This is a genomic window from Aeromonas eucrenophila (assembly GCF_000819865.1).
In the GTDB taxonomy this organism is placed as follows: Bacteria; Pseudomonadota; Gammaproteobacteria; order Enterobacterales; family Aeromonadaceae; genus Aeromonas; species Aeromonas eucrenophila.
In genome coordinates this window covers 118,982-132,524 of sequence record NZ_CDDF01000005.1, presented here as the reverse complement: position 1 = coordinate 132,524, position 13,543 = coordinate 118,982, and the positions used below count along the sequence as shown (strand labels likewise).

Genomic DNA, 13,543 nt, shown 5'->3' with positions numbered 1-13,543 from the left:
AAACAATCAGTTAGCAATAATGTGAGCAATGGATAGCCAATTTACCATCGTCATCGCAGATGACCACCCCCTGTTTCGGGGCGCCCTCTATCAAGCGGTGCACATGGCCATCGACGAGGCCCGGCTGCTGGAGGCCGACTCCATCGACAGCCTGACCCGCCTGCTGGGAGAGCATCCCGAGGTGGATTTGCTGCTGCTCGATCTCAAGATGCCGGGGGCCAACGGCTTCGAAGGGCTCGCCTATCTGCGCGGCCAATACCCGGACTTGCCGATCGTCGTGGTCTCCGCCTCGGAAGATCCCGCCATCATCCAGCAAGTGCTGCGGCTCGGTGCGCTCGGCTTCATCCCCAAATCCGTGCCCATGAAGGAGCTGGTCAGCGCCCTCAATACGGTGATCGGCGGGGATAACTGGATACCGGAGGGGATCTCCCTGCACCCCGAGTCCGAGGATGGCCCCGATTTCGCGAGCAAGCTGGCCAGCCTCACCCCCCAGCAATACAAGGTGCTGATCATGTTGCGGGACGGCAGCCTCAACAAGCAGATCGCCTGGGAGCTCAACGTCTCCGAGGCCACCATCAAGGCCCATATCACCGCCATCTTCCGCAAACTCGGGGTCAAGAACCGCACCCAGGCTGTCATAGCTCTGCAGCAGATGGGCATCAAGGACGATTGATGCTGTAACAGATAAAACCCGTCCAAGGCCCATATCACCGCCATCTTCCGCAAACTCGGCGTCAAAAACCGTACCCAGGCTGTCATAGCCCTGCAGCAGATGGGCATCAAGGACGATTGAGCCCGTGCTACCCACGAGACCCACATCACCACAACCTTCCGCAAACTCGGCGTCAAAAACCGCACCCGGGCTGTCATAGCCCTGCAGCAGATGGGCATCAAGGACGACTGATCCAGACGGACGATCATCCTCTGGCAGTCATCCCTCGACAAATAGTACGGTCGTACTTTATGCTGCTGACAATATCAAGGAGCGTGTGATGAGCAAAGGCCGGTTGACCCGCGAGAGTATTTTGCAGACGGCATTCGAGCAGGCCAGCCAGCAGGGGCTGGAGAGCCTGACCATCGGCTCCCTTGCCAGCGCCTGCGAGATGTCCAAGAGCGGTCTGTTTGCTCATTTCCAGTCCCGCGACAACCTGCAAATAGCCGTGCTGGCTTATTCCGCCGAGGTGTTCCGCGAGCGGGTGATCCAGCCGGTGCGCCAGCAGCAACACCAGACCCAGCAGGCCAAGCTGGTCGCCCTGCTCCAGGCCTGGCTGGCCTGGAACCAGAGCTTCGCCGGCCGCTGTATGTTCCTCGACGCCTGGACCTCGGCCCAGGAGGGAGAGGTGCAGCAAGCCGCCCGCCGGCTGGTGCGCTTCTGGCTCGACTACCTGGCCCGCCAGGTGGTGCAGGGCCAGGCCCAGGGTGAGTGGCGCAGTGAACTCGATCCCTGGCGCGCCGTTTATCGGCTTTATGGCCTCTATCTCGGGGATCAGGTGTTCAATGCCCTGGACCTGTGTCAGGATCCGGCCCGCCACTTCTGGCCTGAAGTGGAAAATCTGCTGATGAGCTGGCGCTAGTTTTTAAAAACTCGATAAAAAGCACGACCGTTCGCACATAAAAACGACAGGATGACCATGAGCAGCAAGATCTACTTCAACACCCGCCGCTTCAGCCCGAGCAAATTGCTGCTGGGGCTCGGCACCCGTTTGCACCACGCGTTGGCCCCGGCCCACGCCAGGCGCACCGCCAGCAAGTTGCTGCTGACCCCGCAGCGGCCCAGCCGTGACACTGAAGCGCCAACGGGCTTGGTGCAGCAGGCGGTGCACACCAGCGAAGGGGGGCTGATGAGCTATCGGCTCGGGCAAGGCCCGGTCTGGCTGCTGATGCACGGCTGGTCCGGCAGCGCCAGCCAGTTCTACTCGCTGATGAGCCACATCGCCGCCCAGGGCTACACGGCGCTGGCCTACGATCACCCCGCCCACGGCCAGAGCGACGGTCACACCGGTCATCTGCCCCGTTTCGTGCGCGCCTTCGATGAACTGCTCGAACGCTTTGGCCCCATCGAGGGGGTCATCACCCACAGCATGGGGGGCGCCGTCACCCTGGCGAGTCATCACCCCGCCCTCGACAAGCTGCCGCTGCTGCTCATCTCGCCGGTGCTCGACTACGTGCCCCAGCTCTATGGCATGGTGGCGCGCTCCGGCTACTCCATCCGGCTGTTCGATGCGGTGGTCAAAGAGATCGAGCGCGAATACCAGCACCCCCTCAGCACAGTGGATCCCCTCGGTCGGCTCGCGGATCGCGAAGGGCTGGCGCTGATCGTCCACGATGAGGAAGACAGATTCGCCCCCCACCAAGACTCCCTGCGCGCGGCCCAGGACGGCCGTACCCGGCTGGTGAGCACCCGCGGCCTCGGCCACGGTCGCATCCTCGCCAGCCCGCCGGTGTTCGCCGCTTTCGATCAGCTGATCCAGCCGCACCAGCCGGCCTGATCCCGCCCCCTGCTCCTATCGCAAATGGGCCGCCCCAAAAAATGATGATGCGGCCCATTTTTATATTTGATACAGCGCCTTATAGTTAAATTGCGCGGTGGCAACCCGCCCTTGCAATCACAATAAGGCGCTCCATCATGGCCAGACCCAACACAGCTCTTCTGTTGACCGGCGGCGGTGCTCGCGCCGCCTATCAGGTCGGTGTCCTCAAGGCGGTGGCCGAGCTCTACCCCCGCAACCTCGGCATCCCCTTTCCCATCCTGTGCGGCACCTCGGCCGGGGCGCTCAACATCACGGCGCTGGCCTGTTATGCCTCCTGTTTCCACCTGGGGGTGCGCAAACTGGAGTGGGTCTGGCGCCGCTTCGAGACCCACCACATCTTCGACTTCCACCCCTGCCAGCTGCTGTGGCGCACCCTGTATCAGGGCTCGGCCGGCCTCATCAGCCCGGACAGCAACCGCGCCTTCCACCTGTTCGACAACGCCCCCCTGCGCCGCCTGCTGGATCAGCTCATCGACTATCACCGCATCGACGACAACATCCTCTACGGCAGCCTGGAGGCCATCGCCATCACGGCCTCCGACTATGACGACGGCCTCTCCACCACCTTCTTCCAGGGGCGGGCCGAGCACCAGCCCTGGGAGCGGGCCCGACGGCGCGGCCTGCGCACCCTGCTCACCTCGGATCACCTGCTGGCCTCCTCGGCGCTGCCCTTCGTCTTCCCGGCCACCCGCATCGGCGAGCGCTTCTACGGGGATGGCTCCATCCACCAGCTGAGCCCCTTGAGCCCCGCCATTCACCTGGGGGCGGAGCGGATCCTGCTGGTGACCCTGGACTCCCCCCATCAGGGGAGCACAGCGCCTCGCCAGGGTCACCTGACCAGCTCCAACATCGCCGGGCACCTGCTCAATACCGTCTTCTCCGACACCCTCAACTCGGATCTGGAGCGGCTGGGGCGCATCAACCAGACCCTGTCCCTCATCCCGGAGCGGGAGCGCAATCGCCTCAAGCTGCGCCAGGTGGAGACCTGCGTGATAAGGCCGAGCCAGGATCTGGATCTCCTCGCCCTCGACTACCTGCACAAGCTGCCGACCCAGCTGCGCCGCCTGCTGCGGGTGCTGGGGGTGAACGGCCACGAGAGCAGCAGCCTGGCCAGCTTCCTGATGTTTCATCCGGGGTATTGCCAGCAGTTGATCAAGCTGGGGTATCAGGACGCGCTGAACGAGCGTCAGCGCATAGAGGCCTTCCTGGACATAGAAGAGCGCATCCGCGAGGAGGCTTGAGGGTTGGAAGGAGCCTAGTAACCCTCCAGCAGCCGCTGCTCGGCCTGCTCCATGGCCACCGCATTGCCAAACAGCACCAATCTGTCCCCCGCGGCCAGCCGCAGCTCGGGTCTGGCCTCGAGGCTCTGCTCCCCGCGATGAACCGCCTTGACCCGCACCTCCCCGAGCGGCAGCTCCTGCACCCGGCGCCCCACCGCCCAGGCCTGATCGTGCAGCAGCACGGGGTGCAGCCGCTCGAGCTGCTGATCCGTCTCCAGATTGCTGGCGCTCTGATCCCCCCAGTAGAAGCCGTGCAGGAAGCGGTACTGACTGCTGCGCTCGTGCTCCATGCGCCGTATCACCCGGCCGATGGGGATGTCGCAGTTCAGCAGCAGGTGGGACACCAGCATCAGGGCCCCCTCCTGGGATTCCGGGATCACCTCGAAGGCCCCGCCCTGCTTGTAGTGCTCGAGGAAGCTGTCATCCCGAGTGCGCACCAGCACCTTGACCCCGCTCGCCAGCTCCCGCACCAGCATCAGCATGGCGTCGACCCGCTTGCGATCGTCGAAGGTGATGATCACCAGCCGCGCCCGCATCAGGCCGGCCGCCAGCAGGATGTCGCGCCGGCTGGCATCGCCGAACGCCACCTGCTCCCCCGCGAGCTTGGCCTCGCTCACCCGCTCGGGGTCGAGATCCAGCGCCAGGAAGGGCAGCTCCTCGAGTTTCAGGAAGCGGGCACAGGTTTGGCCGGTGCGGCCGAAACCGGCGATGATCACATGCTGGTGTTTGCTCAGGCCCGACTGGGCGACCTCGGAGCGCGACAGCAGCGCCGTGTCGGTGAGGGAGTGGGCCAACCCCTGCGCCTGCTGCACCAGCCAGGGGGTCAGGGCGATGGAGGTGACCCCGATGCCGATGAGCAGGGAGACCTGCTGGTGGCTGAGCAGGCCGTGGTGGCTCGCCAGCGCCAGCAGCACGAAGCCGAACTCGCCAACCTGGCTCAGCATGATGCCAGCGGCCATCGCATCGCGCTTGCGCTCCCCCATCAGCCGGCCCGCCAGCAGCACCAGCAGGGACTTGAACAGGATGAGCCCGAGCACGCAGGCGATGACCTGCCACCAGAAACGCGCCACCAGCTGCCAATCCATGGTCATGCCGATGGTGATGAAGAAGAGCCCCATCAGTACGTCCCGAAACGGCTTGATGTCGACCTCGAGCTGGTGGCGATAGTGAGACTCCCCCAGCATCATGCCGGCCAGGAAGGCGCCGAGGGCCATGGAGAGCCCCATCCACTGGGTGAGAGAGGCGGCGAGCAGGGCCACCAGCAGGGCGCTGAGCACGAACAGCTCGTCGGAGCGGGCCCGCGCCACCTCGTGAAACACCATGGGCAACAGCCATTTGCCCACGGCAAGCAGGACGATCAGGGCGATCAGCCCCTTGAGGGAGGCCCAGGCGATCTCCACCAGCAGGGCGCTGCCCTGCACCTCGGGCCGTGCCAGGATGGGGATCATCACCAGCAGCGGCACTACCGCCAGATCCTGAAACAGCAGGACGCTCACCCCGAGCTGGGCACGCCGGGTGTGCAGCTGCTTCTGCTCGCCGAGCTGCTTGATCACCACGGCGGTGGAGGAGAGCGCCAGGGTGCCCGCCACCACCAGCGCCTGGGCCAGGCTCAGCCCCCACCACCAGGCGAGCCCGAAGAACAGCGAGGTGGTGAGCAGCACCTGCAGGCCGCCAACCCCCAGCACCAGCTTGCGCATGGAGAGCAGCCTTGGCAGCGAGAATTCGAGGCCGAGGGAGAACATCAGGAAGACGATCCCCAGCTCCCCTATAGTCTGCATCATGGCCTGGCCGGTGACGATGGCCGCCCCGTGGGGGCCGAGCAACATGCCGGCAAACAGGTAGGCGAGGATCACCGGCTGACCGAGACGCCGGAAAATCGCCACCAACAAGACGGCGGCAAGCAGCAGGATCAGCACGTCTGCATACACTTTCCCCTCCTTTCCCTCTACCGGCGCAACACCCAACCACATAACACACTGCCATCTACCGTCACCTGGCAGCATGTCCCGCTATCAAACGTCCGGGACCACCTCCACCTCTCGCCTCCCGTCGACCCCTTCGATCTGCCAAGACGGACTGCCTCCGGCGACATCTCCCGCCATCACGGGTTCGGTGAACCACCCCGCACCTCCCCTTAGCCGGTCAAATATTGCGGGGCGAGATGAAGCGGCAGCCCTCCTGCGGCGGGATAGCCGAGGGGAAAACACCGGGGCCATGGCCCCCTTTCTCCTCTCTTTTTATTTCATTAAGCCTAGTTAGCCTCTTGTTTCTCATCGCGCATATTTTGGGCACAAGGATTGCAAGTGAAGGGGCAATGAGTGGAGAGGCTGAAGGGCTGCAACGTGGAAAACACATCGTCATTGAATGGCTTCGGGCATGGCATAGAGCAGTGGGTCCAGCAGATGGAGCGGCTCACGCCGCTGGTCAGCCAGGATCGCAACCTGTTGCTCGAGCAGTTGTTGGCACAACGGGATCTGGGCGCACTGCTGGCAATCTTTGCCGAGCGAGCGGCAAGCATTGTCCGGATCCAGTCACTCCATTTTGACGCCGGCCAGCCCCACGCCCTCATCTCTCACCCTCCCCAGGCCAGACAGGTGCTGCACAGCTACAGCTTCGAGCTGCGCGGTCAGCACGATCTGCGGCTCGGCCAGCTGCAATACGAGCTGGAGCAGCCCATGAGCAGCAGCCAGCAGCGGATCCTGCAGCAGTATCATCAGGTGCTCAGTCTGCCGCTGCCCCTCTATCTGCGCCTCGATGGGCTGGAGCAGCAGGTGCGGCTCGATCACCTGACCGGCCTCGGCAATCGCTCCTATTTCGACGAGGCCATCGGCCGCGCGGTAGAGCAGCACTGCCGGGAGTCCCATGGTCTGGTGCTGGTGTTGCTGGACTTGGACAGGTTCAAGCAGGTGAACGACACCTGGGGTCATCCGGTGGGGGATCTGGTGCTCAGCCGCTTCGCCCAGCTGCTCACCGGCTGCATCCGCAGCACGGATCAGGCGTTTCGCCTCGGGGGTGACGAGTTCGCCCTGCTGTTGCAACCGGCCGAGCCCGAAGCCTGGCGCCCGGTCTGGCTGCGGCTGCAACATGTGCTGCACAGCCACAAGGAGCTCAGCGCCTTCGCGGTGGGCTGCAGCCTGGGGGCCGCCAGCTGGCACTCGGGGCTGGACGTGCAGAGCCTGTACGAGTCGGCGGATGCCCACCTCTATGCTCGCAAGAAGGCCGGGATGATCGACTGACGTCATGCCATCTCGAGGGGCGTGGATGCCCCTTTCCATGCCCGCAAGAAAACCGGGATGATCGACTAAACCTCATTCCAGATCGAAGGGCGTATCGTTCCACCGGCAGATGCCCCTTTCCATGCCCCCAAGAAGGCCAGCATCGCGGGCTCGCCGCCGTGACAGGATGTGGCTTACAGGTTGTCGGGGGTGATAGCTCGTTGCCAGTGCAAGTCGATGCCGCCCCTTGGCGCCAGAAAACCGTCACAGATGAAGAGCCCCGCCATCGCCGCCACCTGCTCGCCGTAATAGAGGATGGGAATGCGGCCCCGCTGCCAGGAGGGCACCCCGTATTCTTGCAGCAGCTTCTTGAGTCGCCGGCTACCGCCGCGCCCCACGGGTTTGAGCATGCTGCCCGCCGCCACCCCGAAGCGCACCGTGAGCGGCTCGTCCTCCCGCGGCAGACGCAACCCCTCCCCCGCCGCGCACGACAGCAGGCTGATCAGCCCCAGCTCGTCCGGCAATGAGATAGTCTCGCCGATCCGGATGGGCAGCACCTCCTGGCGCGGCAACAAGCCCGGCCGCACCAGATAGAGCCGCCCCTGAAAACGGCGGCAATCCCGCCCCTTCAGACTCAGGCAGGGGTTGGCATCCTCCCGCGCCAGCGCCACCTCCTGCCAGAGCAGGCCGAGCAGCTCCCGCGACGGCATCTCCTCCCCCTGCAGGCGGATCCAGTGGCGCAGCAGGTTATTGCGCCGCACAGGGGACAGGGCCAGCAGCGGCGCTATGTGCAGCGACTCTCCCTCTCCGGCCCCCTGCCAGTCGGCCTCCGCCAGCTCGGTGATCAACGCCTCTTGCTCGGCGCACAGCGCCATGCTGCGGGCCGCCGTCTGGGCCATGGCGGGCCAGCGCGCCTTGAGCTGCGGGATAAGCGTCTGGCGCAGGAAGTTGCGATCGTATTCGGTGTCCTGATTGCTCTCATCCTCCACCCAGCCATAAGGCAGACTGGCGGCCAGCTCCGCCAGCTCGTCGCGGCTCACCTCGAGCAGCGGGCGCAGCAGGCGGCCGGCGGCAAACGGCTGGTTCGGCACTATCCCCGCCAGCCCCCGCAAGCCGGCGCCGCGCTTGAGGGCCAGCAACAGAGTCTCCAGTTGATCGTCCTGATGGTGGGCGGTGAGCAGCCACTCCCCCTCTCCCAGCCGGGCGGCGAGGCGCTGGTAGCGCACCTTGCGCGCCTGCGCCTCCAGGCTCTCGCCGTTGCCACGCTCCAGGGTCACCCACTCGACGATGAGCGGCACCGCCAGTTGCTGACAGACCCCTTCGCAGTGGCGCACCCAGGCATCGGCATGGGGGCTCAGGCCGTGGTGCACGTGCAGGGCGCGCAGCCGGAGCCCCTGCTCGCGGGCAAATTGCGCCGCCAGCACCAGCAAGACGGTGGAGTCGAGCCCGCCACTGAAGGCCACCAGCACGCCATTGGAACCTTCCGGCGCTGGCAGAGTCTGACAAAAGCGAGAATACATACGAGAAATCATTGGCTTCCCCAACATAGCCGGGCCGAACCTGGCCCCTGCTCACGAACGATCACGGGAGATCGTCAACCCGCTTTCGATCCCCACAGGCACCGGAGTTTATACCAATAAGGGAGAATTCCGAGCGGTGCCTTCACCCGGAGCAGGGCCTGATCGCACACCAGAGGCGAGTGCCTGGCGGCGTCGGGCTTATCAAGCCCCGATCCGGCTGCTAGAGTGAGCCTCCTCCCGGCATGCCAGGGAAACTGAATAACCCGAATTGGAATCAAGCAGAATGAACAATAAGAAGAGCATACTGGCTGGCCTCATCGGGCTGGCCCTGCTGGCCGGTTGTAGTCAGGCACCGGACAACGGCAACAAGCATTCCGGCCTCGCGCTGGCCAACATGGATACCAAGGTCAAACCCGGCGACGACTTCTTCCGCTACGTGAACGGCCACTGGCTCGGCACCGCCAAGATCCCGGACGACAGGCCCGCCGACGGCGCCTTCTACATGCTGCGGGACAAATCCCTGGCCGATGTACGCGTGCTGGTGGAGGGGCTGGACGGCAAGTCGGCAGCCCCCGGCACCCCGGCCCAGCAGATCCACGATCTCTACCGGAGCTATCTGGATCAGGGGACCCGGGATGCCAGAGGCTCGGCCCCGCTGCTGCCCCTGCTCGGCGACATCGACCAGATCCGCGACAAGAGTGCGCTGGCCAGGGCCTTCGCCCAGGCCGGTCGCACCGGCGGTGATGCCCCCTTCGGTTTCTGGATAGGCGCCGACGCCAAGGCGCCGGACAGCTATGCGGTCTACCTCTCTCAATCCGGTCTCGGCCTGCCGGACAGGGACTATTACCTCAAGACGGATGCGGCCAGTGAGGCCCTGCGCCAGAAATACGAACAGCATATCACCGCCATGCTGAGCCGCTTCGGCGAGGTGAATGCGGGGGCCAAGGCCAAGCGCATCCTGGCCCTCGAGACCCAGATCGCCCGCATCCAGTGGGACAACGTGGCCCTGCGGGATCGGGAGAAGAACTACAACAAGGGGCCGGTGAGCGAGCTCAAACGCCTCTCCCCCAGCATCGACTGGGACGCCTATCTCAACCAGGCCGGCCTCGCCGATCAAAGCAGCCTGGTCATCGGTCAGCCGAGCTACCTGACGGCCCTGGATGGCCTGATGCGCCAAACCCCGATCGGTGACTGGCAAGCCTACCTCAAGTGGCACCTCATCACCGATTACGCCCCCTATCTCGACAGCCAGACCGATGCCCAGAACTTCGCCTTCTACGGCACCACCCTGAGCGGCACTCCCAAGCAGCGGGCCCCCTGGGAGCGCGCCCTCGGCGTGCTGGACAACAACCTGGGCGAAGCGGTCGGCCAGCTCTACGTGGAGCGCTACTTCCCGCCAGAGGCCAAGGCCCGCATGGAGCAGCTGGTGGAGAACCTGCGCACCGCCTACGGCCAGAGCATCCAGGAGCTGGACTGGATGTCGCCGGCCACCAAGGCCCAGGCGCTGGAAAAACTGGCCAAGTTCAGGCCCAAGATCGGCTACCCGGACAAGTGGAAGGATTACAGCGCCATCGAGATCCGGCCCGATGATCTGATGGGCAACCTGCAGCGGGCCCGCGCCTTCGAATATGCCGACAACCTGGCGCGCCTCGGCAAGCCGGTAGACAGGGATGAGTGGCACATGTCGCCGCAGACGGTGAATGCCTACTACAACCCGAGCAACAACGAGATAGTGTTCCCGGCCGCCATACTGCAGCCGCCCTTCTTCGACATGACGGCGGATGATGCGGTCAACTACGGCGCCATCGGCGGGGTGATAGGCCACGAGATGGGCCACGGCTTCGACGATCAGGGGGCCAAGTCAGACGGCAACGGTCTGATGCGCGACTGGTGGACGCCGCAGGATCTCAAGGAATTCCGCTTCCGTACCAGCCGGCTGGTGGCCCAGTACAACCGCTTCGAGCCCATCAAGGGTCAGTACGTCAACGGCCAGTTTACCCTGGGGGAAAACATCGGCGATCTCGGCGGCCTCACCATAGCCCACAAGGCCTACCTGCTGTCCCTCGATGGCAAGGAGGCCCCGGTGCTTGACGGCTTCACCGGCGAGCAGCGCTTCTTCCTCGGCTGGGCCCAGGTGTGGAAGGGAATGTACAGACCCGAGCTGATGCAGATGCTGCTCTCCTCGGATCCCCACTCCCCGCCCGAATACCGGGTCAACGGCGTGGTGCCGAACATCCCCGCCTTCTATGAGGCGTTCAACATACAGCCGGGTGACAAGCTCTATCTGGACCCGGCCAAGCGAGTCAAGATATGGTAATGAGGCACTCGACAAGGCGCGGCTCAGCAGAGGCTGTCGGCGTCCCTGTCGAGGGCCGGTATACGGCGGGGACCCAGTCCCCGCCATCAATAGCAGCAACAAGGGTCACATCCATGAAAGCCTTATTTATTACTCTCGGTCTGCTTAGCCTGCCACTGACCACACAAGCGGCGGACGGTCTCTTCAAACAGCTGACGCTGCCCTCCGGCCAGGTGATCACCGTCAGCGAAGGGCGCGGCGAGCCTGCCTCCACCGGCAGCTACGACGTGCGCCTCTACTCCGGTGCCAACCCCGAGTTTCCCCTCGATCAGTTCATCGACGGCAAGGTGCTGCCGCGGGATGGCAGCATCAAGGAGCTGAAGCTGCAGGATCTCAACGGTGACAAACAGCCCGAGCTCATCGTCATCGTCGAGAGCGCCGGCAGCGGCAGCTATCGCAGCGCCGATGCCTTCACCATCAACCCACAGGAGGGGCTCGACAGCTTCAACCATGTGGAGGGACTGGCCCCGGGCGAGGACCTAATCCAGGCGCTCAAGACCCCGCGCGACTGATCCCGCACCGCTGCGAAAAGAGCCCCGCCCCGCGGGGCTCTTGTTTTTCCGGCGGCCGCGATGAAGGCTCCTTTTCACGACCAGATCCCCTCATCACAACCCGATACCCCCCCATCCCTCGATAGACGGCTATTTTTTCTCCGCCTATAATCGCCGCACATTGCCATAACGAAACACAAGGAGGTAAAAAATGGTTATCCAAGCGTGTCCGATGTTCTCGGCCCGCCTGTTCGGCACATTCGAGTGCTCTTGCCTGCACACCATCGCGCTGCGATAGCGGGTTCGAGCAAAGCCGACTCCTTTCAAACCGAGACCTTTCTCGACCGTTGTCGCCAGCGCTCCTGATGACAGGGATCTCCGATCCCGTGATTTAAGAGAGCAAGAGCATGACAACCCTGATGAGTACCCACTCCCTGCAGATGACTGCAGGACACCTTCCCTTATTCGACGGCCTCGAACTCAGCATCCAGAGCGGCGATCGCATCGGCCTCATCGGCGCCAATGGCAGTGGCAAGAGCACCCTGCTCGCCCTGCTGGCCGGCCAGATCCCGCCCCATGACGGACGCATACACAGAGCCGCCCCCTGCCGCTGCGAGTTCGTGTCCCAGCATCTGCCCGCGCAGTTGCAGACACTCAGTACCCGCGACGTGCTGGCAGAAACCCTGGCATTCGACCCCGGCCTAGACTGGCAGGTGGACAAGATGCTGACCGAACTGCAACTGAGCGAACAGGCGGCAGTGCCGGTCAGTGCCCTGAGCGGTGGCCAGCACAGCCGCTTGCAGATAGGGCGCGCCCTGCTGCGCCAACCCAACCTGCTGCTGCTCGACGAGCCCAGCAACCACCTGGATCTGCCCTCCCTGCTCTGGCTCGAGCGCTTCCTGCTGGGCTGGCGCGGCGCCCTGGTGCTGGTCTCCCACGACGCTCGTCTGCTCGATCGGGTGACCAGCGACACCCTCATCCTGCGGGACAGGCGGCTCTATCGTTTCGCCCTGCCCTGCAGTCAGGCCAGGGTGGCGCTGGCCGAGGAGGACGACAATGCCCGCCAGCGCCGGGCCGACGAGCAGAAGGAGATAGACAGACTGAGTGCCAGCAGCAAGCGGCTCGCCATCTGGGGGCGGGAGCACGACAACGAGAAGCTGGTGCGCCAGGCCAAGTCCATGGAGAAACGCATCGTCCGGCTGCAGGAGGAGCAGAGCCAGGTTGGCGCCGGTGCCCCCTGGCGGCTCGAGCTGCACGGGCTGGGGCTGCAAGCCGACGCCCTGCTGCGGCTGGAGGCGCTCGAGGTGCGTCCGGCCCCCGGACTGCCCCCCTTGCTGCGAGCCGAGGGGCTCAGGCTCCGCTCGGGGGACAGGGTCGCCTTGCTCGGCGCCAACGGCACGGGCAAGTCCTCTCTGCTGCGCCAGTGCTGGCGCGAGCTTTGCGAGCAAGTGCCACCCGAGGGCTGGTACCACCACCCCGGTGCCAGCATCGCCTACTACGATCAGGCCCTGCAGCAGCTCGACGATGGCGCCAGCCTGACCGACGCCCTCTACTCCCTGGCACCCCTGCCGGGGGTGACGCTGCGCCAGGCCTTGATCCGCGCGGGCTTCCCCTACTCCAGGCACGGCCAGCAGGTGCAGGCCTTGAGTGGTGGCGAGCGGGCCAGACTGCTGTTTCTCGCCCTGTCGCTGGCCAATCATCATCTGCTCTGGCTCGATGAGCCCACCAACCACCTGGATCTGGAGGGCAAGGAGGAGCTGGCCGAGGCCCTGCTTCAGTTTGCCGGCGGGGTCTTGCTGATCTCCCACGACCGGGATCTGATCGAGCGCAGTTGCAACCGCTTCTGGCTGATACGAGACGGGTGGATCCACGAGGCGCACAGCGCCGAGCGGGCCTATGCCGAACTGCTCGGCACGCAAGAAGAGGACAAGGTGAGCGATTCGCCCGACGCGGCCGCCGAGCAGCCGAGCGGGGCCGGGGATGACGAAGAGGCGCAGCTGGCGCGCTGGTATGAGCTGGAGGCCTTGCTGGCCGCCGATCTCGCCCGCAGGCCCAAGCACCAGACTCCAAGACTGCAACAGGTATGGCGCGACGAATTGCACCAGCTTACCGCGCATCTTGGCCTCAACGAGTGCTGATCCCCCCACCCG

Annotated in this window: 10 protein-coding genes and 1 pseudogene; 9 read left to right on the top strand and 2 right to left on the bottom strand. The window is 64.7% G+C overall.

Going from position 1 to position 13,543, the window contains the following annotated elements; translation table 11 throughout:
- Positions 1-28 precede the first annotated feature (28 nt).
- The 5 genes and pseudogenes from BN1124_RS04685 (at position 29) to BN1124_RS04670 (ending at position 3,772) form a co-directional block, all read left to right on the top strand.
- On the top strand, positions 29-673 hold the full coding sequence (locus tag BN1124_RS04685) for a response regulator transcription factor (protein ID WP_042639634.1): 645 nt from the start codon (positions 29-31) through the stop codon (positions 671-673).
- A gap of 24 nt (positions 674-697) precedes the next feature.
- Positions 698-793, top strand: a pseudogene (locus BN1124_RS21180) (LuxR C-terminal-related transcriptional regulator); the annotation flags it as partial.
- A 199-nt stretch (positions 794-992) separates the two neighbouring features.
- Positions 993-1,574 carry a TetR/AcrR family transcriptional regulator gene (locus BN1124_RS04680; RefSeq protein ID WP_042639632.1) on the top strand — a complete coding sequence of 194 codons (582 nt, stop codon included), beginning with the start codon at positions 993-995 and terminating at the stop codon, positions 1,572-1,574.
- A gap of 57 nt (positions 1,575-1,631) precedes the next feature.
- Complete coding sequence (locus BN1124_RS04675; protein WP_042639630.1) at positions 1,632-2,489, top strand: alpha/beta hydrolase; 858 nt, start codon at positions 1,632-1,634, stop codon at positions 2,487-2,489.
- Between the two features lie 137 nt (positions 2,490-2,626).
- Positions 2,627-3,772, top strand: a complete 1,146-nt coding sequence (locus BN1124_RS04670) for a patatin-like phospholipase family protein (RefSeq protein WP_042639628.1) — start codon at positions 2,627-2,629, stop codon at positions 3,770-3,772.
- A gap of 14 nt (positions 3,773-3,786) precedes the next feature.
- Here the strand turns inward: BN1124_RS04670 and BN1124_RS04665 are convergent, their stop codons facing one another.
- Positions 3,787-5,739, bottom strand: coding sequence for a cation:proton antiporter domain-containing protein (locus tag BN1124_RS04665; protein WP_042639626.1), 1,953 nt, complete (start codon positions 5,737-5,739; stop codon positions 3,787-3,789).
- A gap of 414 nt (positions 5,740-6,153) precedes the next feature.
- On the opposite strand from BN1124_RS04665, the gene BN1124_RS04660 reads away from it, so the two are divergent.
- The gene (locus BN1124_RS04660; protein ID WP_042640840.1) at positions 6,154-7,047 is read left to right on the top strand and encodes a GGDEF domain-containing protein; all 894 of its coding nucleotides are present in this window, start codon (positions 6,154-6,156) and stop codon (positions 7,045-7,047) included.
- Between the two features lie 173 nt (positions 7,048-7,220).
- On the opposite strand, the gene tilS is transcribed toward BN1124_RS04660, so the two are convergent.
- Positions 7,221-8,558: a tRNA lysidine(34) synthetase TilS gene (tilS, locus tag BN1124_RS04655; protein ID WP_042639624.1), complete on the bottom strand. Its 1,338-nt coding sequence runs from the start codon at positions 8,556-8,558 to the stop codon at positions 7,221-7,223.
- A gap of 271 nt (positions 8,559-8,829) precedes the next feature.
- Here tilS and BN1124_RS04650 point away from each other — a divergent pair, with 271 nt between their 5' ends.
- The 3 genes from BN1124_RS04650 (at position 8,830) to BN1124_RS04640 (ending at position 13,531) form a co-directional block, all read left to right on the top strand.
- Positions 8,830-10,863 (top strand): M13 family metallopeptidase, encoded by a 2,034-nt coding sequence (locus tag BN1124_RS04650; RefSeq protein ID WP_042639622.1) that lies wholly within the window; start codon positions 8,830-8,832, stop codon positions 10,861-10,863.
- Between the two features lie 113 nt (positions 10,864-10,976).
- The gene (locus tag BN1124_RS04645) at positions 10,977-11,414 is read left to right on the top strand and encodes a PliI family lysozyme inhibitor of I-type lysozyme (protein ID WP_033132603.1); all 438 of its coding nucleotides are present in this window, start codon (positions 10,977-10,979) and stop codon (positions 11,412-11,414) included.
- A gap of 386 nt (positions 11,415-11,800) precedes the next feature.
- On the top strand, positions 11,801-13,531 hold the full coding sequence (locus tag BN1124_RS04640) for an ABC-F family ATP-binding cassette domain-containing protein (protein WP_042639620.1): 1,731 nt from the start codon (positions 11,801-11,803) through the stop codon (positions 13,529-13,531).
- Positions 13,532-13,543: the final 12 nt, after the last annotated feature.